Source organism: Vibrio sp. 2304 (assembly GCF_033339475.1).
Taxonomy (GTDB): Bacteria; Pseudomonadota; Gammaproteobacteria; order Enterobacterales; family Vibrionaceae; genus Vibrio; species Vibrio alginolyticus.
The window spans coordinates 53429-76638 of the sequence record NZ_JAWOUQ010000006.1 but is presented as its reverse complement, the minus strand read 5'-3'; the positions used below and the strand labels follow the sequence as shown (position 1 = coordinate 76638).

General features: G+C 45.5%; 23 protein-coding genes. 9 read left to right on the top strand and 14 right to left on the bottom strand.

The annotated features are described in order from the left end of the window. Window positions 1-31 precede the first annotated feature (31 nt). Window positions 32-1000, bottom strand: a complete 969-nt coding sequence (locus R7P64_RS13475; protein ID WP_005379657.1) for a TAXI family TRAP transporter solute-binding subunit — start codon at window positions 998-1000, stop codon at window positions 32-34. Between the two features lie 405 nt (window positions 1001-1405). After that, a complete protein-coding gene (argR, locus tag R7P64_RS13470; protein ID WP_005379659.1) occupies window positions 1406-1876 on the bottom strand; it encodes a transcriptional regulator ArgR in 471 nt (156 codons plus the stop codon). A 359-nt stretch (window positions 1877-2235) separates the two neighbouring features. Between argR and mdh the strand changes: the two genes are divergently transcribed. After that, the gene (mdh, locus tag R7P64_RS13465; protein ID WP_005379660.1) at window positions 2236-3171 is read left to right on the top strand and encodes a malate dehydrogenase; all 936 of its coding nucleotides are present in this window, start codon (window positions 2236-2238) and stop codon (window positions 3169-3171) included. 113 nt (window positions 3172-3284) lie between these two features. Then, on the top strand, window positions 3285-3476 hold the full coding sequence (locus R7P64_RS13460; protein WP_005379661.1) for a hypothetical protein: 192 nt from the start codon (window positions 3285-3287) through the stop codon (window positions 3474-3476). Between the two features lie 93 nt (window positions 3477-3569). Here the strand turns inward: R7P64_RS13460 and ispB are convergent, their stop codons facing one another. Further along, window positions 3570-4541 carry an octaprenyl diphosphate synthase gene (gene ispB, locus R7P64_RS13455; protein ID WP_064353590.1) on the bottom strand — a complete coding sequence of 324 codons (972 nt, stop codon included), beginning with the start codon at window positions 4539-4541 and terminating at the stop codon, window positions 3570-3572. Window positions 4542-4797: 256 nt separating this feature from the next. Here ispB and rplU point away from each other — a divergent pair, with 256 nt between their 5' ends. The 6 genes from rplU (at window position 4798) to folA (ending at window position 8733) form a co-directional block, all read left to right on the top strand. Next, entirely contained in the window at window positions 4798-5109 is a 312-nt protein-coding gene (gene rplU, locus R7P64_RS13450; protein ID WP_005383096.1) for a 50S ribosomal protein L21, read from the top strand. A 20-nt stretch (window positions 5110-5129) separates the two neighbouring features. Further along, window positions 5130-5387 (top strand): 50S ribosomal protein L27, encoded by a 258-nt coding sequence (gene rpmA, locus R7P64_RS13445; RefSeq protein WP_005383095.1) that lies wholly within the window; start codon window positions 5130-5132, stop codon window positions 5385-5387. A 212-nt stretch (window positions 5388-5599) separates the two neighbouring features. Beyond that, window positions 5600-6775, top strand: a complete 1176-nt coding sequence (gene cgtA / locus R7P64_RS13440; protein ID WP_005383091.1) for an Obg family GTPase CgtA — start codon at window positions 5600-5602, stop codon at window positions 6773-6775. Window positions 6776-6970: 195 nt separating this feature from the next. Next, window positions 6971-7771 carry a threonine/serine exporter family protein gene (locus R7P64_RS13435; RefSeq protein WP_005383089.1) on the top strand — a complete coding sequence of 267 codons (801 nt, stop codon included), beginning with the start codon at window positions 6971-6973 and terminating at the stop codon, window positions 7769-7771. Beyond that, a complete protein-coding gene (locus tag R7P64_RS13430) occupies window positions 7771-8244 on the top strand; it encodes a threonine/serine exporter family protein (RefSeq protein WP_005379665.1) in 474 nt (157 codons plus the stop codon). Before R7P64_RS13435 ends, R7P64_RS13430 begins: the two co-directional genes overlap by 1 nt. A gap of 9 nt (window positions 8245-8253) precedes the next feature. After that, window positions 8254-8733, top strand: a complete 480-nt coding sequence (gene folA / locus R7P64_RS13425) for a type 3 dihydrofolate reductase (RefSeq protein ID WP_005379666.1) — start codon at window positions 8254-8256, stop codon at window positions 8731-8733. A gap of 269 nt (window positions 8734-9002) precedes the next feature. Here the strand turns inward: folA and apaH are convergent, their stop codons facing one another. The 6 genes from apaH to lptD all read right to left on the bottom strand — a co-directional run bounded on the left by apaH (window position 9003) and on the right by lptD (window position 15763). After that, window positions 9003-9809 carry a bis(5'-nucleosyl)-tetraphosphatase (symmetrical) ApaH gene (gene apaH / locus R7P64_RS13420; RefSeq protein ID WP_042522430.1) on the bottom strand — a complete coding sequence of 269 codons (807 nt, stop codon included), beginning with the start codon at window positions 9807-9809 and terminating at the stop codon, window positions 9003-9005. 15 nt (window positions 9810-9824) lie between these two features. Beyond that, window positions 9825-10205, bottom strand: coding sequence for a Co2+/Mg2+ efflux protein ApaG (apaG, locus tag R7P64_RS13415; RefSeq protein WP_005379668.1), 381 nt, complete (start codon window positions 10203-10205; stop codon window positions 9825-9827). A gap of 75 nt (window positions 10206-10280) precedes the next feature. Next, entirely contained in the window at window positions 10281-11090 is an 810-nt protein-coding gene (gene rsmA / locus R7P64_RS13410) for a 16S rRNA (adenine(1518)-N(6)/adenine(1519)-N(6))-dimethyltransferase RsmA (protein WP_005379669.1), read from the bottom strand. Continuing rightward, entirely contained in the window at window positions 11087-12085 is a 999-nt protein-coding gene (gene pdxA, locus R7P64_RS13405; protein WP_005383085.1) for a 4-hydroxythreonine-4-phosphate dehydrogenase PdxA, read from the bottom strand. Before pdxA ends, rsmA begins: the two co-directional genes overlap by 4 nt. Continuing rightward, window positions 12075-13358, bottom strand: a complete 1284-nt coding sequence (surA, locus tag R7P64_RS13400) for a peptidylprolyl isomerase SurA (RefSeq protein WP_005379672.1) — start codon at window positions 13356-13358, stop codon at window positions 12075-12077. The genes pdxA and surA overlap by 11 nt, the downstream gene beginning before the upstream one ends. Window positions 13359-13417: 59 nt before the next feature. Next, on the bottom strand, window positions 13418-15763 hold the full coding sequence (gene lptD, locus R7P64_RS13395) for an LPS assembly protein LptD (RefSeq protein ID WP_005379673.1): 2346 nt from the start codon (window positions 15761-15763) through the stop codon (window positions 13418-13420). A gap of 266 nt (window positions 15764-16029) precedes the next feature. Here lptD and djlA point away from each other — a divergent pair, with 266 nt between their 5' ends. Next, window positions 16030-16884: a co-chaperone DjlA gene (gene djlA, locus R7P64_RS13390; protein ID WP_005383076.1), complete on the top strand. Its 855-nt coding sequence runs from the start codon at window positions 16030-16032 to the stop codon at window positions 16882-16884. A 138-nt stretch (window positions 16885-17022) separates the two neighbouring features. Here the strand turns inward: djlA and R7P64_RS13385 are convergent, their stop codons facing one another. The 5 genes from R7P64_RS13385 to leuA all read right to left on the bottom strand — a co-directional run bounded on the left by R7P64_RS13385 (window position 17023) and on the right by leuA (window position 23062). Beyond that, entirely contained in the window at window positions 17023-17805 is a 783-nt protein-coding gene (locus tag R7P64_RS13385; RefSeq protein ID WP_262637901.1) for a DUF547 domain-containing protein, read from the bottom strand. Window positions 17806-18140: 335 nt separating this feature from the next. Next, window positions 18141-18743, bottom strand: a complete 603-nt coding sequence (gene leuD, locus R7P64_RS13380) for a 3-isopropylmalate dehydratase small subunit (RefSeq protein WP_005379679.1) — start codon at window positions 18741-18743, stop codon at window positions 18141-18143. Between the two features lie 11 nt (window positions 18744-18754). Next, a complete protein-coding gene (gene leuC, locus R7P64_RS13375; RefSeq protein ID WP_005383069.1) occupies window positions 18755-20155 on the bottom strand; it encodes a 3-isopropylmalate dehydratase large subunit in 1401 nt (466 codons plus the stop codon). A 185-nt stretch (window positions 20156-20340) separates the two neighbouring features. After that, window positions 20341-21432 (bottom strand): 3-isopropylmalate dehydrogenase, encoded by a 1092-nt coding sequence (leuB, locus tag R7P64_RS13370; RefSeq protein ID WP_005379683.1) that lies wholly within the window; start codon window positions 21430-21432, stop codon window positions 20341-20343. 82 nt (window positions 21433-21514) lie between these two features. Further along, window positions 21515-23062, bottom strand: a complete 1548-nt coding sequence (gene leuA, locus R7P64_RS13365; protein ID WP_005379685.1) for a 2-isopropylmalate synthase — start codon at window positions 23060-23062, stop codon at window positions 21515-21517. Window positions 23063-23210: the final 148 nt, after the last annotated feature.

Below are 23210 nucleotides of genomic sequence, written 5' to 3'. Positions count from 1 at the left end.
CTTTCCTGCCTGTATGTAGAGTCTGAGGAAATTACTTAATTAGACCCATTTCTTTGTAGTATTTTTCTGCACCTGGGTGAAGAGGAATAGAAAGACCAGCTTTCACCATGTCTTCTTTCTTCAAGTTTGCGAATGCAGGGTGTAGACGTTTGAAGGTATCAAAGTTTTCAAACACAGCTTTTGCCACGTTGTAAGCGACATCGTCTGAAACATCAGAGGTCGTTACCATTGTTGCTGCAACACCAAAGCTGTTTACGTCTTTGTCTGTACCGCGGTACATACCAGCCGGTACTGAGCTAAAGGCGTAGTATGGGTTGTCGGCAACAATTTTATCGATTTTAGGGCCTGTTGCTGAAACTAGCTTCGCATCACATGATGTGGTTGCTTCTTTGATTGAACCGTTCGGGTGGCCGACCATGTAAATGAAGGCGTCAATTTTGTTATCACAAAGTGCCTGAGAGCGTTCAGAGCCTTTTAGCTCAGACGCCAATTTGAAGCTGTCGTTTGTCCAACCCATCGCTTCCATGACAACGCCCATCGTTGCACGGTCACCAGAGCCTGGGTTACCGATGTTTACACGCTTACCTTTCAGGTCTTCAACGTTTTCAATACCTGAATCTGCACGCGCAATGATGTTGAAAGGTTCTGTATGAAGAGAGAACATTGCGCGTAGCTTCTTGTACGGGCCTTGTTCTTCAAACTTGCTCGTACCGTTGTAGCCGTGGTACTGCCAATCCGATTGCACGATACCAAAATCTAATTCGCCTGCACGGATAGTGTTAACGTTGTAAATTGAGCCACCAGTCGATTCTACTGAACAACGGATGTTGTGGTCTTTACGACCTTTATTTACCAACTTACAGATAGCACCACCAGTTGGGTAGTAAACACCAGTCACAGAGCCAGTACCGATGGTAATAAACTCTTGAGCGTTAACTGCGCCTGCGCCCATTACGGCTGCAGCGATAGCGCCTACTTTGAGAAGTTTGTTAAATGCCATGAATTTCCCTTCCTTATATTCATTATTTACCCGGAAATAACCATAAATCACTTCTGGAGTTTCCTATTTGGAAACGGCACCTTTTTCAATCCAATCGTTTGAAAAAGCGAGCGAATCATAACAAAAAATTGGCAGAAAATTATCCAATTGTTAAATGTTATAGTTGATAAGTCTGAATTTTGTATCAGGGGATAGGATTCAATTTGTGATTTAATTCTTTTTATAACAATTACTTAATTAACGTTTAGTGACTGAAATGAAAAAGATCAATTGCGTGATGTTAATCACAAAATGGATGGTTAAAGAATGAGCGGAGTAAGCAAAAAATTTACATAAATTATGGGCTACAAAATGAGACTTCTTTTATAACCCACAATGAGTTAGCTGATTGAAGCTTTATAGAACTTAACCTGTATATTCGAACAGCTCGCACACTGATTTGAAGAGTTGCTCAGTCGTAATTGCCATGGTTGGCGTAATGAAAATGGTATCGTCACCTGCGACAACACCAAGAATACCTTCGGATTTACCGAGTGAATCAAGCAAGCGAGCAATCAACTGTGCTGCACCTGGGCCGGTGTGAATTACCACTAACGCTGCGTTACGATCGATGTCTAGTACCAGTTCACGCAGAGAGCTGCTGACTGTTGGGACACCTAGCTCAGCAGGAAGACAGTAAACCATTTCCATTTTTGCATTGCGCGTACGGACGGCGCCAAATTTAGTCAGCATACGTGAGACTTTAGATTGGTTGATACTCTCAAACCCTTGCTGTTTGAGTGCGTCAACAATCTCGCCCTGTGAGCCAAAGCTTTCTTCTTTTAACAGGGCTTTAAAGGCGCGAACTAAGTTGTCTTGTTTTTCTGAATTGCGCATAGTCATTACAAATCTCTTATTACGGGTCAGCAATTTTGCATATTCTCGCATATATATTCAGGCGGTGCCAAAGAGTCCCAGGATTATGTTAGATGCGTCACTGTAAACTATATACCACATAGAATTCTTTAGCGCGCTGAAGTAGGGCTGTATCTGTTTTCTTGAATTCCTTGTCATTTCAACAGAATAAAAGAATAATCCAAGCCCCATTTGTAGCACGGTAACAGCGAGTTGCGCGAGGTCGCAAAGCTAGCGTTAATTGATTGTAATCAAGTTGTGATTCCGATAGCTTTATTTAAGTTGGTTACAAACTACCCTACGAATACGTTTATAAGAGAAATACTCTCAAGGAGAACTACATGAAAGTAGCCGTTATTGGTGCCGCTGGTGGCATCGGTCAAGCCCTGGCCCTTCTACTTAAGAACCGTCTTCCTGCTGGTTCTGATCTAGCCCTATATGATATTGCTCCAGTAACTCCAGGTGTGGCCGCTGATCTTAGCCACATCCCTACGCCAGTTTCTATCAAAGGTTACGCTGGTGAAGATCCTACTCCAGCACTAGAAGGCGCGGATGTTGTGCTAATTTCTGCTGGTGTTGCGCGTAAGCCAGGTATGGATCGTGCGGATCTATTTAATGTAAACGCTGGTATCGTTAAATCGCTAGCGGAGAAGATTGCGGTTGTTTGTCCGAAAGCTTGTGTTGGTATCATCACAAACCCTGTAAATACAACAGTGCCAATTGCTGCTGAAGTTCTTAAAAAAGCGGGTGTTTATGATAAGCGTCGTCTATTTGGTGTAACAACGTTGGATGTTATCCGTTCAGAAACGTTTGTTGCTGAGCTAAAAGACAAAGATCCAGGTGACGTTCGCGTGCCAGTAATTGGTGGTCACTCTGGCGTAACGATCTTACCTCTACTGTCTCAAGTAGAAGGTGTTGAGTTTACAGCTGAAGAAGTAGAAGCATTAACGAAACGTATTCAAAATGCAGGTACTGAAGTTGTAGAAGCGAAAGCGGGTGGTGGTAGTGCAACACTATCAATGGGCCAAGCTGCATGTCGCTTTGGTCTGTCTCTGGTTCGTGCTCTTCAAGGTGAAGAAGGCGTAGTTGAGTGCGCTTACGTTGAAGGCGACGGCGAACACGCGACTTACTTCGCGCAACCTGTAAAACTGGGTAAAGAAGGCGTTGAAGAAGTACTAAGCTACGGCAAACTCAGCGATTACGAAAAGTCTGCATTAGACGGTATGCTAGAAACACTAAATGGCGACATCAACATTGGTGTTGAATTCGCAAAGTAACCTAGAAAGCCTATATAAGAAGAAAGCCGATCATTTTGATCGGCTTTTTTGATCCTTGATTTCTCAACTTCGTAAAAATGGTCGAACAAAACCACGTAGTGAAGGAGAAGATGATGGAAGCGAGTCGAATCCGTAAAGGCATGGTTGTTGAGTGCCAACAAGGCGTCGGTACGATATTAGTGGTCGACCATGAAGCAGAGACGGTATTGTTGTCCAAACAAGGGACTGAACAGCAACTCGCCGTTAGCTTTGATGAAATAGAAGATGATCCACAACTGCATGGCGGTAGTGACAGATATTACTAGCGCCCCGGGCGTCGTCATTAGGTATCAAACGTAAAAAAGGAAGAGCGTGCTCTTCCTTTTCGCTATAAGCCTTGCGTTACGGGTAGCTATTGATTACTTCGTGCGTTGTACTGCGACATGAGCCAGAGTAACAAGCGCTTGTTTGTATTCAGACTCTGGCAACACTGATAGTTCTGCGATTGCTTTGTCTGCTTCTTCTAGAGCTTTTTGCGTTGTGTATTCCAGAGAGCCTGCTTCTTTCATGACCGCAAGAATTTCTTCTAAGCGCTCCATTCCATTCGCTTTCTCAATCGCTTCACGAATCATGATGGCGTTTTCTGGTGTGGTATTACGCATAGCATGGAGTAGAGGTAAAGTTGGCTTGCCTTCGGCCAAGTCATCACCCACATTTTTACCCATGTCTTCGCCATCAGAAGTGTAATCCATGACGTCATCAATGAGCTGAAACGCAGTGCCTAGATACTTACCGTAATTTTGCATTGCGATTTCAACATGCTCAGGAGCATCATTTAAGATTGCACCGATTTGAGTTGCGGATTCAAATAAGCGCGCAGTCTTAGAGTAGATGACTTGCATGTAGCTTTCTTCTGTCGTGTCAGGGTCGTTACAGTTCATCAACTGCTGTACTTCACCTTCGGCGATCACGTTTACGGCATTGCTCATTAGTTTAAGGATCTTCATGGATCCTAGTTCTGTCATCATCTGAAATGAGCGTGTATAGATAAAGTCCCCAACTAATACGCTAGCCGCATTGCCAAATGCTGCATTCGCAGTGGCTTTACCACGGCGCATGTCTGATTCATCTACCACGTCATCATGCAGCAAAGTCGCTGTATGGATGAACTCAATAAACGCAGCTGCCATTGTATGACCATTGCCTTGGTAACCAAGTGCACGGGCTGACAGTATCGCTAAAAGCGGTCTTAGACGTTTGCCTCCACCACTCACGATATAAAAACCGAGCTGGTTGATTAAAGAGACATCAGAATTAAGTTGGGCTTGAATTGTTTCATTCACTTTTGCCATGTCATCGGCAGTAAGCGCTTGGATAGTTTTAAAATCCATCGTATATCCGGCTGAAGTTAGACCCTGCAAGGCTTATTCGATTTATATAATTGTCGAATAATACACTAAAAAACGTTGATTAATACATTACTAAAGGGCATGATTGCCGCACTTTTCTTTGGCGATTAGCTTTTCGCCAATTTTTTCAAAATATGGCTTGTCATAGGAGCATCTATTCTGTAGAATCTGCGCCCTATTGATGATTAGTTTAGCGCACACCCTCAAGAAAGGCTGTGCGGAAAAAGCGGAGTAAAATATGTACGCTGTTTTCCAATCTGGTGGTAAACAACACCGTGTAAGCGAAGGTCAAACTCTTCGTTTAGAGAAATTAGACGTTGAAACTGGTGCAACTGTAGAATTTGATAAAGTTCTTCTTGTTGCTAACGGCGAAGACATCAAAGTTGGTGCTCCTCTTGTAGAGGGCGGCAAAATTGTTGCTGAAGTTGTACAACACGGTCGTGGCGATAAAGTTAAAATCGTTAAGTTCCGTCGTCGTAAGCACTCTCGTAAGCAACAGGGTCACCGTCAGTGGTTCACTGAAGTGAAGATCACTGGTATCAACGCTTAATCTATTAGGAGAGTTTAACAATGGCACACAAAAAAGCTGGTGGTTCTACTCGTAACGGCCGCGATTCAGAAAGCAAACGTCTAGGTGTTAAGCGTTTCGGTGGTGAATCTGTACTTGCAGGTAACATCATCGTTCGTCAACGTGGTACTAAGTTCCACGCTGGTAACAACGTAGGTATCGGTAAAGACCACACTCTATTCGCTCTTACTGAAGGTAAAGTGAAGTTCGAAGTGAAAGGTCCTAAGAACCGTAAGTTTGTAAGCATCGAAGCTGAGTAATTAGGTTTTTAACCAAATTACTTAATAGCTTTAAGCTGAATTCAAAAGCCCTGCCGAATCGGCGGGGTTTTTTATTTGTGGCAGTCGACATATCGAAGTTTCTCGCTAAGATCCTAAGCGATTTGAATCTGGGAGCTTAGATCTGTCATCTGCTAAAATTGTCGGATGACATAGTAAGATTTAATCCACGCACGAAGTAGTCGGAGTAAAAGATGAAGTTCGTAGATGAAGCGGTAGTAAAAGTTCAGGCTGGTGATGGCGGTAGTGGCGTTGTCAGTTTCTGGCGTGAAAAATTCATCACTAAAGGTGGCCCTGATGGCGGTGATGGCGGTGACGGTGGTGATGTTTATATCCAAGCTGATGAAAACCTAAATACTCTGATTGATTACCGTTTCCAGCGCTTCTACGAAGCTGAGCGTGGTGAAAACGGTCGCGGTGGTAACTGTACAGGTAAGCGTGGTAAAGACATCGTTCTTCGTGTACCTGTGGGTACGCGCGCTGTGGATATCCACACAAATGAAATCGTGGCGGAAGTTGCTGAACACGGTAAGAAAGTGATGATCGCAAAAGGCGGTTGGCACGGTCTAGGTAACACGCGTTTCAAATCTTCAGTAAACCGCGCGCCTCGTCAGAGAACATTGGGTACAAAAGGTGAAGTACGCGAAATTCGCCTTGAGCTATTGCTTCTTGCTGATGTGGGTATGCTTGGTCTACCTAATGCTGGTAAATCAACCTTTATCCGCGCAGTATCAGCAGCAAAACCGAAAGTCGCTGATTACCCATTCACGACTTTGATCCCAAGCTTGGGTGTCGTAAGTGTCGTACCAGAGAAAAGTTTTGTTGTTGCAGACATCCCTGGTTTGATCGAGGGTGCAGCAGATGGCGCTGGCCTTGGTATTCGATTCTTGAAGCACTTAGAGCGTTGTCGAGTGTTGCTGCACATGATCGATATTATGCCAATTGATCAGTCCGATCCGGTGCAAAATGCATTGACGATCATTGATGAACTAGAACAATACAGCGAAAAACTGGCAAGTAAGCCGCGCTGGTTAGTGTTCAACAAAGTTGATCTAATGCCTGAAGAAGAAGCGAATGAGAAGATCCAAGAAATCTTAGACGCACTAGGTTGGGAAGACGAGTACTTTAAGATCTCGGCGATCAATCGTAACGGTACTAAAGAGCTTTGTTACAAACTGGCTGACTTTATGGATAACCTACCTCGCGAAGAGGAAGAAGTGGCTGAAGAAGATAAAGTTAACTTCATGTGGGATGATTACCATAAAGATGCGATGGCGGGTAAAGACGTTATCACTGAAGATGACGACGACGATTGGGATGACTGGGACGATGAAGAAGATGACGGTCACGTTGTCTACGTTCGTGACTAATCAGAACGGTCAAACAATGCCTGTTTGCCTATAATTCATTAAGCCGCAATTATTTATTGCGGCTTTTTTTGTATCTAAATCATATTTAGGTGATGTGATTTACGGCACAATAACCGATACGTCGTGTTTTTTGAGGGTTAGTTTGGCCCTCGCGCGTATGAATGAGTAACACCCTAAAAGGAATTAGACTTATTTATGACTCTAGAAACCATACCGCCTAGAGAGTTGGCGGTATCTACTCAACGATCGATTTCTCGTCTTGTCGCCCAAGCCGGACAAATGCTACTTGCTCATGGTGCTGAAAGTACTCTTGTGAGCGATATTATGCGTCGTATTGGCCTAGCTTGTGGGGTGAATGAAGTTGCGGTAGCACTATCAGCTAATGCATTGGTTGTGACGACGGTAATGGATGGGCATTGCATCACCACCACCCGAAGCTGCGCTGATCGTGGCATCAATATGCGCGTTATTACGCAAATTCAACGAATCTGTATCATGATGGAGCGTGGTTTGCTCGATGCAACCATGGCGCAGAAAAAGCTGAACGCTATCAGTCCAGAGCGTTATAACCGCTGGTTGGTGGTGTTTATGATTGGCTTGTCTTGTGCGGCATTCAGTCATCTAGCTGGTGGTGATTGGGGAGTCTTCATCATGACCTTTTTAGCTTCAGCTGGTGGCATGATCGTTCGCCAAGAAATTGGTCATCGTCATTTCAACCCTCTATTGAACTTTGCTGCGACCGCTTTTGTGACTACCTTAATTTCAGCACAGGCGGAAATTTACCAAATCGGTAATCTACCTACCGTAGCAATGGCATCGTCAGTATTAATGCTTGTACCTGGTTTCCCACTCATTAACTCTGTCGCAGATATGTTGAAAGGCCACATTAATATGGGGATTGCTCGATTTGTGATGGCTAGTTTACTAACGTTGGCGACATGTTTGGGGATCGTTGCTGCGATGAGTGTAACTGGAATTTGGGGGTGGGCAATCTAATGAGTTTATTTGATTTGATGTTTGGCCTGTTGAATGACATGTTTTTTGCGGCGATTCCCGCCGTAGGATTTGCATTGGTTTTTAACGTGCCACAAAGAGCTTTAGTGTATTGCGCTGTTGGTGGCGCGATTGGTCATGGTAGCCGCTACTTGATGATGCAGTTTGGCATTCCTATTGAGTGGGCAACCTTTTTTGCTGCGACGTTAGTTGGGATGATTGGTGTGTACTGGTCTCACCGTTTTCTCGCGCATCCAAAAGTGTTTACTGTGGCTGCTTTGATCCCGATGGTGCCGGGTGTGTTTGCGTACAAAGCAATGATCGCTATGGTAGAAATCAATCATGTTGGCTACTCACCCGAGCTTGTCGCAACCTGTATGGAAAACTTTCTTAAGGCCATGTTTATTATTGCAGGTTTAGCTGTTGGTCTTGCGGTTCCAGGGCTGTTATTCTATCGCCGCAGACCAATTGTATAAGGACCTAACATGATCATTAGTATGATTGCCGCGATGGCCGACAATCGCATCATTGGCAAAGACAATCAAATGCCTTGGCATCTTCCCGCCGATTTCGCTTGGTTTAAGCGTTGTACCATGGGAAAACCGGTTGTGATGGGACGCAAAACCTATGAGTCTATTGGTCGCCCTTTACCAGGTCGCTTGAATATTGTTATTAGCCGTGATGAGACACTAAAGATCGAAGGTGTCACTACCGTAACATCGATTGAGCAGGCTCTGGAAGTCGCAGGTGATGTGGAAGAAGTGATGATCATTGGTGGTGGTGCGATTTACACCACTTGTCTGCCTATGGCCAATAAACTGTATGTAACACACATTGAAGCCGCGATTGATGGTGATACTCAGTTCCCAGATTGGGGAGACGAGTTTAAGGAAACTTACTCAGAAATGTATCAAGCCGATGAGAAGAACGCCTACAACATGCGCTTTACTGTGTTAGAAAAGTAATTCGAGATTAACACCGCATAGTTAATACGGTAATGCCGCTCGTATAACAGCGAGCGGCCATCCCAACCTACCGTCATCCTTAAAAGCGACGAAAGAGCGAGATTCAGGAGCCTCTATACGAGTACTTTGTTGTCAAAGGTATTTCTATCTATTCGCAGCGCGAGGATATTAGATTTCTAGTCTCGTTAAGGCTCGTTGGAATGACCCTACAGGAGGTGTTAAGTGACAGGTATTCCTCCTACTATGGATTATCGACTGTTATTCAGTGTTTAACTTAACGCATCCTGAGTAAAAATTTTCTTATCTTCCCAACGGATCATGGTTAGGCTTCCGCCCCAAACACAGCCAGTATCTAGCCCGATGACTTCGTTGTTCATATAACCTTGCAGTGCAGCCCAGTGCCCAAAGAGCACCGCTTTGTTTAAGTGGATACGTTTAGGCACATCAAACCATGGAATAAGTTCGTTACCAGAAACTTGTTGCGGTGGTAATTTACAATCCATATCCAAACGACCATCAGGGAAACAAAAGCGCATCCGCGTAAAAGCATTGATAATATAGCGGTATCGGTCCAAACCCTGTAGAGAGTCATCCCAGGAATCCGGTTGATTGCTGTACATGTTTTTTAATAGCCAAGGCAGCTCTTCACTTTGGATGATGCGCTCAACTTCACGGGCACACTTTCTCGCTGTTTTTAGATTCCACTGCGGTGATATGCCAGCGTGACACATCACGAACTCGTCATGCTCGGCCATTAGAGGTTGCTGAGCTAGCCATGTCAGTAGTTCCTCTTTGTCAGGGGCCGTGAAAATAGGTGCGGTTCTATCTTTGTCTTTGACCTTTTTTATCCCGTGAGCCACTGCTAGAAGGTGAAGGTCGTGATTACCAAGCACCACGATTGCGCTTGCGCCAAGTGACTTCACAAAGCGTAACGTTTCTAGTGATTTAGGCCCTCTGGCGACCAAATCACCAGCAAGCCAAAGTTGGTCTTTTTTCGCAGAGAAAGATACTTTTTCTAGTAGTCGCTGCAATTCATCAAAACAGCCTTGGATGTCACCAACAATATAGGTAGCCACTGAATCTCCAATTTACTAATTTAAAACATTTGGAACAGCCAAGCGAAATGGTTCGATTTCGGTGATGAACTCTTGCCCTTTCTCATCCAGCATTTTGTAGTGTCCTTGCATAACGCCGACAGGGGTTTCTAACGCGGTTCCGCTACTGTACGTGTATTCATCATTGCTTGGAATAAAGGGCTGCTGGCCTACCACTCCGTCACCTTCAACCGTCATTTGCTTGCCATTCGAGTCTGTGATTAGCCAGCGGCGGCTCACTAACTGTACGGTTTGCTGGCTAAGGTTTTTGATGGTGATGATATAAGCGAAAACGTAGCGTTGTAGCTCTGGGTTGGACTGTTCTTCGATGTATTTGGTGTGAACTTGAATTTTGATGCAAGGTTGAATGACGTCCATGTGCACTCCTCAGAAACGTAATATCCCAATAATAATAAGCCAAACCTACAAGGGTTTGGCTCATTGTTTGAGTTCTTAGTGCTGCGGGTTATCCGCAAGCCAGTTCGCCATTGCGACGAATTGTTCTAGCGTCAGGTTCTCTGGACGCATGCTTGGATTAACACCTAGCTCTTCTAGTACTTCTGTGCTTAACAACGATTTGTAGCAGTTACGAACTGTTTTACGACGTTGGTTAAAGCCTTCACGACAAACGCGATCGAGCAAACGCAGATCTTTCGCCGGGCATGGCAGCTCTTCGTAAGGCACTAAACGAACAACGGCAGAATCCACTTTCGGTGGTGGAACGAATGCCGTTGGCGGTACTTCCAGTACCGGTACCACTTTACAGTAGTACTGAGCCATTACCGTTAAACGGCCGTAAGCTTTGCTGCCAGGGCCGGCGGCTAAGCGGTTTACCACTTCTTTTTGCAACATAAAGTGCATGTCTTGAATGTCTTTATGGAACTCGAAAAGGTGGAACATCAATGGTGTAGAGATGTTGTACGGCAAGTTACCAAAAATGCGCAGCTTGTTGTTTGGCTTCACTAGTTGAGTAAAGTCAAAACGCATAGCGTCACCCTCATGGATGGTCAACTTATCTGCCAGTTCAGGGTGAGTACGTAGGCGTTCCGCCAGATCGCGGTCTAATTCGATAACTGTGAACTTATCTACTTCACGACCTACTGGCTCAGTGATTGCACCAAGACCAGGACCGATTTCAACCAGGTTTTGACCTGGTTTTGGGTTAATCGCTGATACGATTCCATCAATAATGTATGGATCGTTCAGGAAGTTTTGACCAAAACGTTTACGCGCTTTGTGTCCTAAATGGACATCATTTCTCATTGTTTCTTCTCTACCAAATCTATCGCATGCGTGAGCGCTGTTCGGAAACTCCCTGTATCCGCTTGACCTGTCCCTGCCAGATCTAATGCAGTACCGTGGTCCACCGATGTTCTAATAAAAGGTAGACCAAGAGTAATGTTTACTGAACGACCAAAGCCTTTGTATTTTAATACTGGCAACACTTGATCATGGTACATGCCTAAAACAGCATCAGCATCATTTAAATATTTTTCATTGAAAATGGTATCAGCCGGCAGAGGGCCGATCAGGTTGATACCTTTTTCTTGTCGAATTTTTTCCAGTGTCGGAGTGATGGTTTCGATCTCTTCACGACCTAAGCAGCCATCTTCGCCAGCATGAGGGTTAAGCCCGCAAACGTAGATGTTTGGTTGTGCGATAGCAAACTTTTCTACAAGGTCTTTATGAAGAATATCGATGATTTTTTCTAATCGCTCTTCGGTGACGGCTTTGGACACATAAGCTAAAGGAATATGTGTTGTAACCAGCGCCACGCGTAGTCCTTCCGTTGCTAGCATCATTACGACTAGCGGCGTTTGTGACTTCTCGGCGAAAAATTCAGTATGACCACTGAATGCAACACCTGCGCGATTAATCACCCCCTTATGAACAGGGCCGGTGACAATAGCATCAAATTCATCATTCATACAGCCTAAAGCCGCTCTTTCTAGCGTTTTTAGTACATAGTGGCCATTCGCTTCATTGAGCTCGCCTGCGACCGCAGGTTCCGATATTTGGATATGGTCAACGATAAGCGTGCCCGCTTTTTGTGCTTTAGGTGCTTCTTCTGGATTGTAATCAGACAGTTGGACTTCGATGCCAAGCTGCTTGGCTCGCTCCGTCAGCATATTCTTATCGGCACAGACGACAATTTGGTGCGCCCAATCTTCTTTCGATAGGGCAAGCACTAAGTCTGGGCCGATACCCGCAGGTTCCCCTGCGGTTACGACAATTCTACGAATTGTATTAGTTGTCATTGTTGTCATCCACGATTTCAACAAACGCACTTGCGCGTAGCTCTTGCATCCATGCGCCCGCTTCTTCATTAAATTTACGATTAAATAGAATACGGTAAGCTTTGTTCTTCATCGCTGAGTCAGTGCGGTCAACTTGGCGACGATCCAACACTTCAACGATATGCCAGCCGTGAACGGTTTTGAACGGTTCGCTGATTGAGCCAACTGGCAGAGTTTCTACTTGGTGCTTGAATTCTGGCACGTAAAGATCTGGTGTTTGATAACCTAGTTCACCGTCTTGTGCTGCCGAGCCAGGATCTTGACTGTATTGTGTTGCCAATTGAGCGAACGTTGCTTCACCGGCTTTGATGCGGCGTACAAATTCATTCAGTTGCTTCTTCGCCCCTTCGTCGCTCAGAATCACGGTTGGTTTAATCAAAATATGACGCGCATTTACTTCCGTTACCGCAACCGTTTCTAGGCCTTTTACATCCTCTATTTTTAGGATGTGGAAACCAACGCCACTACGGAATGGACCAATAATGCTGCCTTTGTTTTGCATCTTGATCTGATCAGCAAAGATGGTTGGCATCTCTTCTTTACGCATCCAGCCCCAGTCACCACCTTGTAAAGCTTTAGGACCTTTTGAGTAGGTGTAGGCCATCTCCGTAAAGTCTGCACCTTCGTTTAGCTTTTTCGCGAGCGCTTTAGCTTCTGCTTCTACAGCTGACTTTTCTTTATCGTCAGAGAAGCGCAGTTGAATGTGTCCAATTTTGTATTGAACAGTCGCATTGGTTTCTTGTGATAGTTGCTCAGCAAGGCTATCGACCTCTGCTGGAAGGATATTAATACGGCGACGAACCAGTGCATTGCGAGCTTCTGATGCGGCGATTTCCTTACGAATTTGTTCGCGGAATTCTGGGTAACTTAAACCTTCACTTTCTACAGAAGCGGCGAGTTGTTCTACCGATTGCTCATTATTACGTGCGATCTCTGCAATCGCTTGGTTTAAACGGTTGTCGTCAATACGCACACCAATACGGTCTGCTTCTTGGCCTTGCAACGTATCAATGATAAGTTTTTCAACGACTTGTTCTTTTAACACGCTGGTGGAAGGTAAGCTCTTTCCACTTTGACGTGCGTTGGCTTGCAGCGTTTTCATCGCTGTTTCGATGTCGCTTTGTAGAACTACACCGTCGTTCACGATGACCGCAACCTTATCGATCTCTACTGGTGCTGCAACCGCTCCGCAAGAGAGTAGGGTCGTGAATAAGATTGATTTCCAAATTTTCATTTAAAATTCCGTCAGTATTTTTGAATAGGCGTCTTATTCATTTAAGACGCCTATTTTGATTAATTGTTCAGATAGAATGGGCGGCCGTACTTAATCGCGTTGTCAGAACCATCCAGTTCTTTGACAGCAGTGTCTTCACGCTGGTTGGTCGCAAAGCCTTGAATACCGAAGTTAACGCTGAAGTTATTTTCGTATTCAGGTGATGCCCCGGTGCTGCCGATAGCTTGGTCTTCCCAACCAAGCAATTGGTTTGAGTAAGTGACGCCAATGTACCAACAGTCAGATTGGTAACGTAGGCTCGCTAACCATTCTAGGTCCGCATTTTCATTGAGGTCGTAGTAGTATTGACCACTCGCAGACCAGTTCGGGTTGAACTCGTAGGCCGCTACAATACCTGCTTGAGAAATACCTTTACGAGTAATTGTGTCTAGGTTTTCGAGAATGATCGTATCTTCGATGTATTCACGCGTAACGTAGCGATAGTTACCCTGAATAAAGCCGCCGTTGAATTGGTATTCCAAGGTACTGTTTGCCAACTGCATGGAGCTCAAATCAATATCGTATTGAATTCCACCGTGATAGAACAAGTAATCGTTGTAGTTGAAATCAGCTTCAATTGCCCATGATGAGTAATTGGTTGTCTCATCCGGAAGATTTGGGCTGTTGCTCAGTTTGGTCTTTTTATCGAAGTAGTAAATCTGACCAAATGAAACGTTAAGACGCTCTTTATAGTCATCATCAAAGAAGCGAGTACTCGCACCGTAGCTTAACTGGTTCGCCGAGGCGATTTTATCAATGCCACTGTACTTACGACTGCGGAATAGCCCGTAGTAGTCGGTTTGTAGCAAGGTGGTATCGTAGTTGTAGATGTTGGTTTGATCTTCTTCAGGTACGTACAAGTACTGCAGCTGAGGCTCCAGTGTTTGTGTGTAGCCCTTGATCCAGCTTGTATCTCGCTCTAAGTAAAGTTGCGCATGCGTACGGAACTCAGGAATAACACGAGAAACTTCATCATCCAACTGGTTTTGCAAGTTTACATCTGTCAAACCCGTTAAGTCTTGAGAGTAATACGTAGAGAGCACACGCGCTTCTGTTGTCCACGTTGCCCATGAGTTTGAGAGTGGTAATGTAAGCCCTGGTTCAATGTGAACACGGGTCGCATTTGGTCGCGCAGCATCGCTGGTATCGAAGCGGCTGACTTGGCTCTTCACGTCAAAGTTAAGGTAATCTCCCCACAACGGCGTGTAGTAGTTCAAGTCTAACTGAGGAAGCAGGCGATAAGGGCGGTTCTCTTCTTTCAATAAGATTTGGAAGTCACGAACGGTTAACGAGGCATCCCAGAAGTCAGAACGATATTGTACTTGTCCTTCTTGGACCAGTTGACCATCTTCACGGTTACCAATGTCGGAGTCGAGATCGAGGAAGTAATCAATATCACTCACTTTTGAGTAATCGACTTTGACTATCCACTGTTTATTGATGATACCGTCGTGTTTAACTTGGTAGCCCCAACGAGACTCGTCCTGATATTTGCGATCACTATTGAGGTATTCGCCTTTGATTTCCCCATTTCCCCAACCATCTGTTAGATAGCGGAAATCAGTATCGAGTTTTGTACCACGTTGCTGCATATAGAGCGTGGTGAGTGTCATGTCATATTGAGGCGCGATGTTCCAATAGAATGGCACCTCGACTTCCATACCATCACTAGAACCATACGATAAAGAAGGGAAGAGGAAACCCGTTTTACGCGTATCTCCAATTGGCATGGTTAGATACGGCACATAGAAAACAGGCACATCTAACACTTCAAATCGAGGGTGGTGCAGCGTCGCTGTCTCTTCATCTTGGTCAACATCGATGCCTGACGCAACCAATCGCCATGAATTATCGCCTTGAGGGCACGATGTGATAGAGCCGTCTTCGAGTTCATAAACCGACTGACCTGTGCGAGCGATATAGGCTGCAGTGCCTCGGCCTTGTTGGCAAAGGAACTGATAATCGGTGTTCTCAAGTGAAAACGTATCTTGATTAATGTCGTTAGTAACACGATCAGATCGAGCTTTGACTTGGCCGTCATTGAAAGTCACGTTGCCTTCGGCAACCACGACGTTGTCTTGTTGGTGCAGCGTTACGCTATCTGCGGTAATTTTCTTCTGGCCTTGGGTGACTTGTACATTACCTGAGTACTGAGCTTTGTCACCATTGATGGCTTGCAGGGTGTCAGCTTCTACCACTACTGGGGTATTAAGAGCGTCCTCCTCGCCACTTGTATCGACCAAACATTGATCTGTGGCGGGCATTTCCTGCACACTATCATGGATATTCGCTTCAGCTTGAGTGGTGGGTACAAACAAGGCGGTGCTGATAGAGGCCGCTAAAAATGTGCGGGAGAAATGTTGCATTGAATTGAACTTTCCTGTGTCACTACTACTCGATGGCTATAGGGCTTGTTGTACCCTAGCGTAATAGCCAAATGAATCAACTATAGTCGCATTTATCCCAGCGTATTGATTCACTGTGGCATAATGACGACAAAATAGCTGCAAAGATAAGCAGGCGAAATGGCCTAGCCGAAATAAAACTAATTCCATTATCATAAAGGAAATCGTTGCATCCGGCACTATAAGACCGCCGTCGTCGATAAAAATTCATTGATAGAGAACACATAATGCATATTTTTGGCAAAATTCTGGGTGCCTTTTTTGGCTTGTTACTTGGCGGGCCGCTAGGTTTACTCTTTGGCTTATTTATTGGCCATCAATTCGATAAAGCACGTCGCTTGAGTCAAGCCGGGTTCTCTACTGGCGGCTTTGGAAAAGGGCCAAGTCAAGCTCAGCGCCAAGAAGAGTTTTTTAAAGCGGCGTTTGCGGTAATGGGACATGTGGCAAAAGCGAAAGGCCAAGTCACCAAAGAGGAAATCCAACTGGCTTCAGCCATGATGGACCGCATGAATTTGCATGGCGAACAGCGTCGCGCAGCGCAAGACGCGTTTCGTGAAGGTAAAGACAGCGACTTTCCGTTAGAAGATGTTCTTGTTCGTGTGAAAATTTCGACAGCTGGTCGCTTTGACTTGTTGCAATTTTTCTTAGAGCTGCAAATCTCGGCGGCCTTTGCAGATGGCTCGATCCACCCGAGTGAACGAAATGTACTACACAAAATTGCACGTGGTTTGGGTTTCTCTTCTGAGCAATTAGAGCGTCGTTTGCAAATGCAAGAAGCCGCATTTCGTTTCCAAAGCCAGGGCGGTTTTCATGGTCAGCATCAAGGCCAATCTTCAGGTGGTAGCTGGCAACAAGCTTCACAAGCAGATCAACTGGCTGACGCGTACAAAATTCTGGATGTGTCTTCAGATGCCGACAGTAAAACCGTTAAGCGTGCTTATCGTAAACTGATGAACGAGCATCACCCGGACAAATTGATGGCTAAAGGTTTACCACCAGAGATGATGAACGTCGCGAAAGAGAAATCTCAAGAGATTCAAAACGCTTACGATCTGATTAAGAAAGTCAAAGGCTTCAAGTAGTCGGACGTTTTCTATCAAGTATTGGATTTAAAAAGGGCACTCAGTGCCCTTTTTTATGTCTTAGTTTTTGAGTTGCCGGTGTCTTTAGCTTTTGGCCTATCATGATCCTAACGCTAATTGACCTCAAATCTCTCCAGTTTAGTTGGCTTGATTCAAGTCCCAATCGTATTCGTATTTCACTTTACCAGAGAAATTTTTGTATTGCGGTGCGTACTTTGCGATGTGGTTGAAGACTTGTTTTTCTCCACCAAAGTCCGTTGCAAACCAATCATAAATAGAAGACAGCTGTGCCGTGTTACCTTGGATAGATACGCCTTTGCTGCTGTTAATAAATGTTTTGGCGGCACTATCCAGTAGAACTTGCGTGTTGTCAGCAGTGAATGCTTGAGACTGCAGATTAGGGCATCCCAAGCTGGCACAGTTAACCGCGTAATGTGTTCTCGGGTCATTCCAAATTGGACGTAAAATGCGATGTTCAATATCGTTTAAAGTTAGATCCTTCCCGTTGACTACGACCACATCGTCTCCCCAAGGACCAAAGCTAAATAAGCCACCTAGCTTGGTGATTGATTCGACTGGATAGTTATCCAAAATAAGATCTACCGTGATGGCGTTGTAAAGGTTTACCCAATAGGCATATTGCTCTGCTTGGCTGTATTGTCGAGGGTCTAGTTTTGCCAAACGCTGGATGTATTGTTTCAGCTTAGTTTTATCGGCTGAGGTGACTTGGCTGTAACGAAACAAGGTATTCTCGCCTTGTTCAACTAAATAAGTATCGAGCAGTTGTTGCCATTCTTGATGAGAAATTTGGGTTTGGTTGGCTTGATTCGATTGTTTCCAATATGGCCATAAGTCGGATTTAGGCGCGGAAAATGTCGAGAAAGAAACCAGAGTACACAACAGCAATAACAGACGCTTCATAGAGATACCTTTGAATGAGATATTGTTGATAGTGTAGACCAGTTTAGTGCTTGTTTTCTTTCAGTAATCAGTGGCCTTTATTCGCCGTCATTCCGAGGAGCATAAGCGATATCAGGAATCTAATACCCACAAACTCTTGAGTAAAGACAGTATGAATCTGCACAGTGCGCTCTGGCAGTAGATCCTGAATTACACTCCTTCGTCGCTGTTCAGGATGACGAATTTCAACAGAGGCGTTCGGTATTCTGTAAGCAAAGCGATATGAGAACGGTTACCCAAAACATTAAAAGGGCCGACAATTGCCAGCCCTTGATTTGTGTATTTACTAACGCGTCTTAACGCAAGAAGCTTGGAATATTCGCTTCGTACTCGGCAATCTTATCTTCGTGCTGAAGGGTTAGACCAATGTTGTCCAAACCGTTTAGCAAGCAATGACGACGGAACGAATCGATTTCAAAGCTGTACTCTTTGCCGTTGGCACGAACGACATTCGCTTCTAGGTCGACCTCGACTTCTGCACCTTCATTTGCCTCAACAAACTGGAAGATTTCATCCACTTCTTGTTCAGTCAAACGAACTGGCACCATTTGGTTGTTGATCGAGTTGCCGTAAAAAATATCGGCAAAGCTTGGTGCGATCATCGCTTTGATGCCGTAATCCGCTAGTGCCCACGGTGCGTGCTCACGAGATGAGCCACAGCCGAAGTTTTCACGAGCCAGCAAGATAGACGCGCCTTGGTAGCGAGGTGCGTTCATCACGAACTCTGGATTTGGCTGTTCGCCAGCATCGTCTAGGAAGCGCCAGTCATGGAATAGGTGCTTACCAAACCCTAGGCGGGAGACCTTTTGTAGGAACTGCTTTGGAATGATGGCATCAGTATCAACGTTCGCTGCATCTAGAGGAACAACTAAGCCTGTGTGTTGTTTAAAGCCTGACATTGGTTTGCTCCTTAGTCTAGTTCACGAATATCTACAAAGTGACCAGCAATTGCTGCTGCCGCTGCCATCGCAGGGCTCACTAGGTGGGTACGGCCATCACGACCTTGGCGGCCTTCAAAGTTACGGTTTGAAGTAGACGCACAACGTTCATGTGGACCCAAACGGTCATTGTTCATTGCTAGACACATCGAGCAACCTGGTAGGCGCCACTCAAAGCCCGCTTCTTTAAAGATAACGTCCAAGCCTTCCGCTTCTGCTTGCGCTTTTACTTGCTCAGAGCCAGGAACGATTAGCGCTTGAACGTGAGGCGCGACTTTGCGACCTTTCGCTACTTCAGCGGCTGCGCGCATGTCTTCGATACGTGAGTTAGTACAAGAACCAACGAAGACTTTATCGACGTTGTAATCAGACAATGACTTGCCTGCCTCTAGGCCCATGTAAGCCAATGCTTTTTCTGCCGATGCTTTTTCTACTGGGTCGGCAAAGCTTTCTGGTGCTGGGATAGGTTGATCTACTGCGATCACTTGGCCTGGGTTAGTACCCCAAGTGACTTGTGGTCTGATATCCGCTGCGTTTAGTGTCACGACTGCATCAAACTGAGCATCATCGTCAGTTTTTAATGTCTTCCAGTATTCTACTGCTGCATCAAAGTCGGCACCTTGAGGTGAGAATTTACGGCCTTTGATGTATTCGAACGTGGTTTCATCTGGCGCAATCAAACCGGCTTTCGCACCTAGCTCTATCGCCATGTTACATACGGTCATGCGGCCTTCCATTGAAAGGTCAGTGATCGCTTCACCACAGAATTCAACTACGTAGCCTGTACCGCCTGCTGCTGTCGTTTCACCGATGATGGCTAGCACAATGTCTTTCGCAGTAATGCCCGGAGCCACTTTGCCTTTCACTTCGATCTTCATCGTTTTAGCGCGCGCTTGTTTTAGCGTTTGAGTTGCTAATACGTGCTCAACTTCAGATGTTCCAATACCAAAAGCTAGCGAGCCGAACGCACCGTGTGTAGCAGTGTGCGAGTCACCACAAACAATGGTCATGCCCGGTAGGGTAATACCAAGCTCTGGGCCCATAACGTGCACAATACCTTGATACTTATGGTTAATGTCGTAAAGCGTAACACCAAACTCTTCACAGTTTTTCGATAGCGTTTCCATCTGGATACGAGCCATCTCACCGGATGCGTTGATGTCTTTGGTGGTTGTTGAAACGTTGTGGTCCATGGTGGCAAAAGTTTTGCTGACCTGACGCACCTTACGACCTTTTTCACGCAAGCCGTCAAATGCTTGCGGAGACGTCACTTCATGTACCAAGTGACGGTCGATGTACAAGATTGGGTTTTCCCCTTCTGCTGCGACGGCAACGTGTGCGTCGTAGACTTTTTCGTATAATGTTTTGCCCATTGTTTGCTTCCTTTCCTCGTCGCCTTTGCCGCAATAACTGCGTTAGCGACACCCATTTATCCAGTTATTTAGCGAACTAAACGCCTTAATATAAATGGGCTTGCTGCCTTGCTATTGCACCAATGACTTAGAGGAAAGCCATTGGTTGACCGAGGATTTAGTATTTATTATGAATCTGTTCTGTATTAAGAGTTTAAGATGTACTCAGCGATCTTATCGCCCATCTCAGACGTCGAAAGTGCTGGGTTGTCACCAGCAAGGTCACCCGTAAGCTCACCCGCTGATAGTGCTTTTGAAACTGCCGCTTCAATGTCTTGTGCCGCCGTTTCCTCACCTAGGCTATAACGTAGCATCAGTGCCGCAGACAGGATTTGTGCCACAGGGTTAGCGATGTTCTTACCTGCGATATCTGGTGCACTGCCACCTGCTGGCTCGTACAGACCGAATTTGCTTTCGTTTAGACTTGCTGATGGCAACATACCCATAGAGCCTGTGATCATCGCACATTCATCAGAAATGATGTCGCCGAAGATGTTTGAACACAGCATTACGTCGAACTGAGCAGGGTCTTTGATAAGCTGCATAGTCGCGTTATCAATGTACATGTGTGACAACTCGACATCTGGGTAGTCTTTTGCGATTTCTTCGACTACTTCACGCCATAAGATAGAGCTTTGTAGAACGTTCGCTTTGTCGATAGAGCACACTTTCTTGCGACGTAGACGAGCAGATTCAAAAGCGATTTTTGCAATACGTTCGATCTCAAAGCGGTGGTACACCTCAGTATCAAATGCTTTTTCTGTTGCGCCTTCACCTTCACGACCTTTCGGTTGGCCGAAGTAGATACCACCCGTCAGTTCACGGACTACCACGATGTCAAAGCCGCGACCCGAGATGTCTGCACGTAGCGGTGAGAAAGCTTCAAGACCTGAGTGAATTTGCGCTGGACGTAAGTTACAGAACAGTTGGAAGTGTTTGCGTAGTGGCAGTAGGGCACCGCGTTCAGGTTGGTCATTTGGTGGTAAGTGCTCCCACTTAGGGCCGCCAACCGAGCCGAATAGGACTGCATCAGACTCTTCACATGCTTTTATTGTGCTCTCTGGAAGTGGGCAACCGTGATTGTCGATCGCGATACCACCGACATCATGCTCGTCACGCTCAAACGCAATACCATGTTTCTTTTCGATTGCATCCAATACTTTATGTGCCTGCGCCATTACTTCCGGGCCAATGCCGTCACCGGGTAGGACGGCAATTTTGTACGATTTGTCTGTCATGTTAATCCTTTAAGTTTTCTAATTTTGAGCTTAATTATTTCAACGAGCGTGTTCTTTCCTGAGCCGTGTAGCCCGGTTGTTATTACACAGTCGCAATCTTTTTCTGCTTCATTTCTTCGATTTTATCTGCACGATGAATGCTGTTAATAACGTGCAATAATGCTTGGCCGGAAGCCTCAACGATATCGGTAGAAACGCCCGTACCGTGGTATTTGCGACCTTTGTAGTTGGCAATGATGTCTGCTTGACCCAAACCATCTTCACCTTCACCTTTCGCGGTTAGGTCGAATTTATCCAGAACGATGTCGTAGCCTGTCACGCGGTAGATACATTGGTATAGCGCATCAACTGGGCCATTACCGACCGCTGCTTCACACATTTCTTCATCACCGCATTGCATTTTGATGCTGGTGGTAGCCATTACGCTGCCAGACTGCACGCTTAGGTAGCTCAATTTGTAGAAGTCATCTTCTTCACGTAAGTTCGAGAAGTGCATTAGGGCTTCTAGGTCGTAATCGAACACTTGGCCTTTGCGGTCAGCAAGTTTCAAGAAATCCGCATACAGCGCGTCTAGGTTGTACTCATCTTCGTTGTAACCCATGGTGTCCATATGGCTCTTCACGGCAGCGCGACCGCTGCGGCTGGTTAGGTTCAGAGCTTGGTTTTTTAGGCCAATAGACTCAGGGGTCATGATTTCGTAGGTATTCTTATTCTTCAACATGCCATCTTGGTGGATGCCTGAAGAGTGGCTAAACGCATTTGCACCCACAATTGCTTTGTTGCTTTGAATAGGCATATTGCATAGCTGGCTAACCAACTTACTGGTGCGGTGAATTTCATCATGCTTAATGCCAGTGTGAACGCCCAAAAACTCTTGACGCGTCTTGATGATCATTGCGATCTCTTCAAGTGAACAGTTACCCGCTCGCTCTCCAATGCCATTGATCGTGCCTTCTATCTGACGTGCGCCAGCTTGAACTGCGGCAATAGAGTTGGCAACTGACATCCCCAAATCGTCGTGACAGTGAACGGAGATGATCGCTTTATCAATGTTCGGAACGCGGTTAAATAGGGTTTCAATAATCCCACCAAACTCACTTGGTACGGTGTAGCCAACGGTATCTGGAATGTTGATTGTACTCGCACCTGCATTGATGGCGGCTTCTACCATGCGACATAGGTTGTCTATAGGAGTACGACCTGCATCTTCACAAGAAAACTCGACATCATCAGTGTAGTTACGCGCATGTTTAACGGCGTTGACTGCCATTTCTAGTACATCGTCGTAGCTGCGGCGTAGTTTGTCTTCTACGTGAATGGTGGAAGTGGCTAAAAACGTGTGGATACGGAATTGGTCGGCCACTTTTAAGGCTTCAGCGGCAGCATCAATGTCTTTCGCAACGGCACGCGAAAGGGCACAAACTCGACTGTTTTTTATGTTTTTTGCGATGGTTTGTACAGACTCGAAATCACCTGGTGAAGAGATTGGGAAGCCGGCTTCGATAACATCAACGCCGAGTCTTTCCAGCGCATAGGCAATCTGCAGTTTTTCTTTAACCGTCAAGCTTGCTGACAACGCTTGCTCGCCATCACGCAATGTGGTGTCGAATATAATGACCTGATCGTTCATGTTTGCTTCCTTCCTGATTTCTGCACTTTCGCGCAAGTGAATCGTTTACTTCCAGTATTTAGATATAAAAAAACCCGCATTCTCATGCGGGTTCTTAGAAATTGGTGTGGTTATTTTTCTTCCACAGCCTACCCGCGCGAACTGGTCA

Coding starts and splice junctions, on each gene's coding strand:
- R7P64_RS13475 (WP_005379657.1), bottom strand. CDS start 1,000: ATGGCATTTAACAAACTTCTCAAAGTAGGCGCTATCGCTGCAGCCGTA.
- argR (WP_005379659.1), bottom strand. CDS start 1,876: ATGCGCAATTCAGAAAAACAAGACAACTTAGTTCGCGCCTTTAAAGCC.
- mdh (WP_005379660.1), top strand. CDS start 2,236: ATGAAAGTAGCCGTTATTGGTGCCGCTGGTGGCATCGGTCAAGCCCTG.
- R7P64_RS13460 (WP_005379661.1), top strand. CDS start 3,285: ATGGAAGCGAGTCGAATCCGTAAAGGCATGGTTGTTGAGTGCCAACAA.
- ispB (WP_064353590.1), bottom strand. CDS start 4,541: ATGGATTTTAAAACTATCCAAGCGCTTACTGCCGATGACATGGCAAAA.
- rplU (WP_005383096.1), top strand. CDS start 4,798: ATGTACGCTGTTTTCCAATCTGGTGGTAAACAACACCGTGTAAGCGAA.
- rpmA (WP_005383095.1), top strand. CDS start 5,130: ATGGCACACAAAAAAGCTGGTGGTTCTACTCGTAACGGCCGCGATTCA.
- cgtA (WP_005383091.1), top strand. CDS start 5,600: ATGAAGTTCGTAGATGAAGCGGTAGTAAAAGTTCAGGCTGGTGATGGC.
- R7P64_RS13435 (WP_005383089.1), top strand. CDS start 6,971: ATGACTCTAGAAACCATACCGCCTAGAGAGTTGGCGGTATCTACTCAA.
- R7P64_RS13430 (WP_005379665.1), top strand. CDS start 7,771: ATGAGTTTATTTGATTTGATGTTTGGCCTGTTGAATGACATGTTTTTT.
- folA (WP_005379666.1), top strand. CDS start 8,254: ATGATCATTAGTATGATTGCCGCGATGGCCGACAATCGCATCATTGGC.
- apaG (WP_005379668.1), bottom strand. CDS start 10,205: ATGGACGTCATTCAACCTTGCATCAAAATTCAAGTTCACACCAAATAC.
- rsmA (WP_005379669.1), bottom strand. CDS start 11,090: ATGAGAAATGATGTCCATTTAGGACACAAAGCGCGTAAACGTTTTGGT.
- pdxA (WP_005383085.1), bottom strand. CDS start 12,085: ATGACAACTAATACAATTCGTAGAATTGTCGTAACCGCAGGGGAACCT.
- surA (WP_005379672.1), bottom strand. CDS start 13,358: ATGAAAATTTGGAAATCAATCTTATTCACGACCCTACTCTCTTGCGGA.
- lptD (WP_005379673.1), bottom strand. CDS start 15,763: ATGCAACATTTCTCCCGCACATTTTTAGCGGCCTCTATCAGCACCGCC.
- djlA (WP_005383076.1), top strand. CDS start 16,030: ATGCATATTTTTGGCAAAATTCTGGGTGCCTTTTTTGGCTTGTTACTT.
- R7P64_RS13385 (WP_262637901.1), bottom strand. CDS start 17,805: ATGAAGCGTCTGTTATTGCTGTTGTGTACTCTGGTTTCTTTCTCGACA.
- leuD (WP_005379679.1), bottom strand. CDS start 18,743: ATGTCAGGCTTTAAACAACACACAGGCTTAGTTGTTCCTCTAGATGCA.
- leuC (WP_005383069.1), bottom strand. CDS start 20,155: ATGGGCAAAACATTATACGAAAAAGTCTACGACGCACACGTTGCCGTC.
- leuB (WP_005379683.1), bottom strand. CDS start 21,432: ATGACAGACAAATCGTACAAAATTGCCGTCCTACCCGGTGACGGCATT.
- leuA (WP_005379685.1), bottom strand. CDS start 23,062: ATGAACGATCAGGTCATTATATTCGACACCACATTGCGTGATGGCGAG.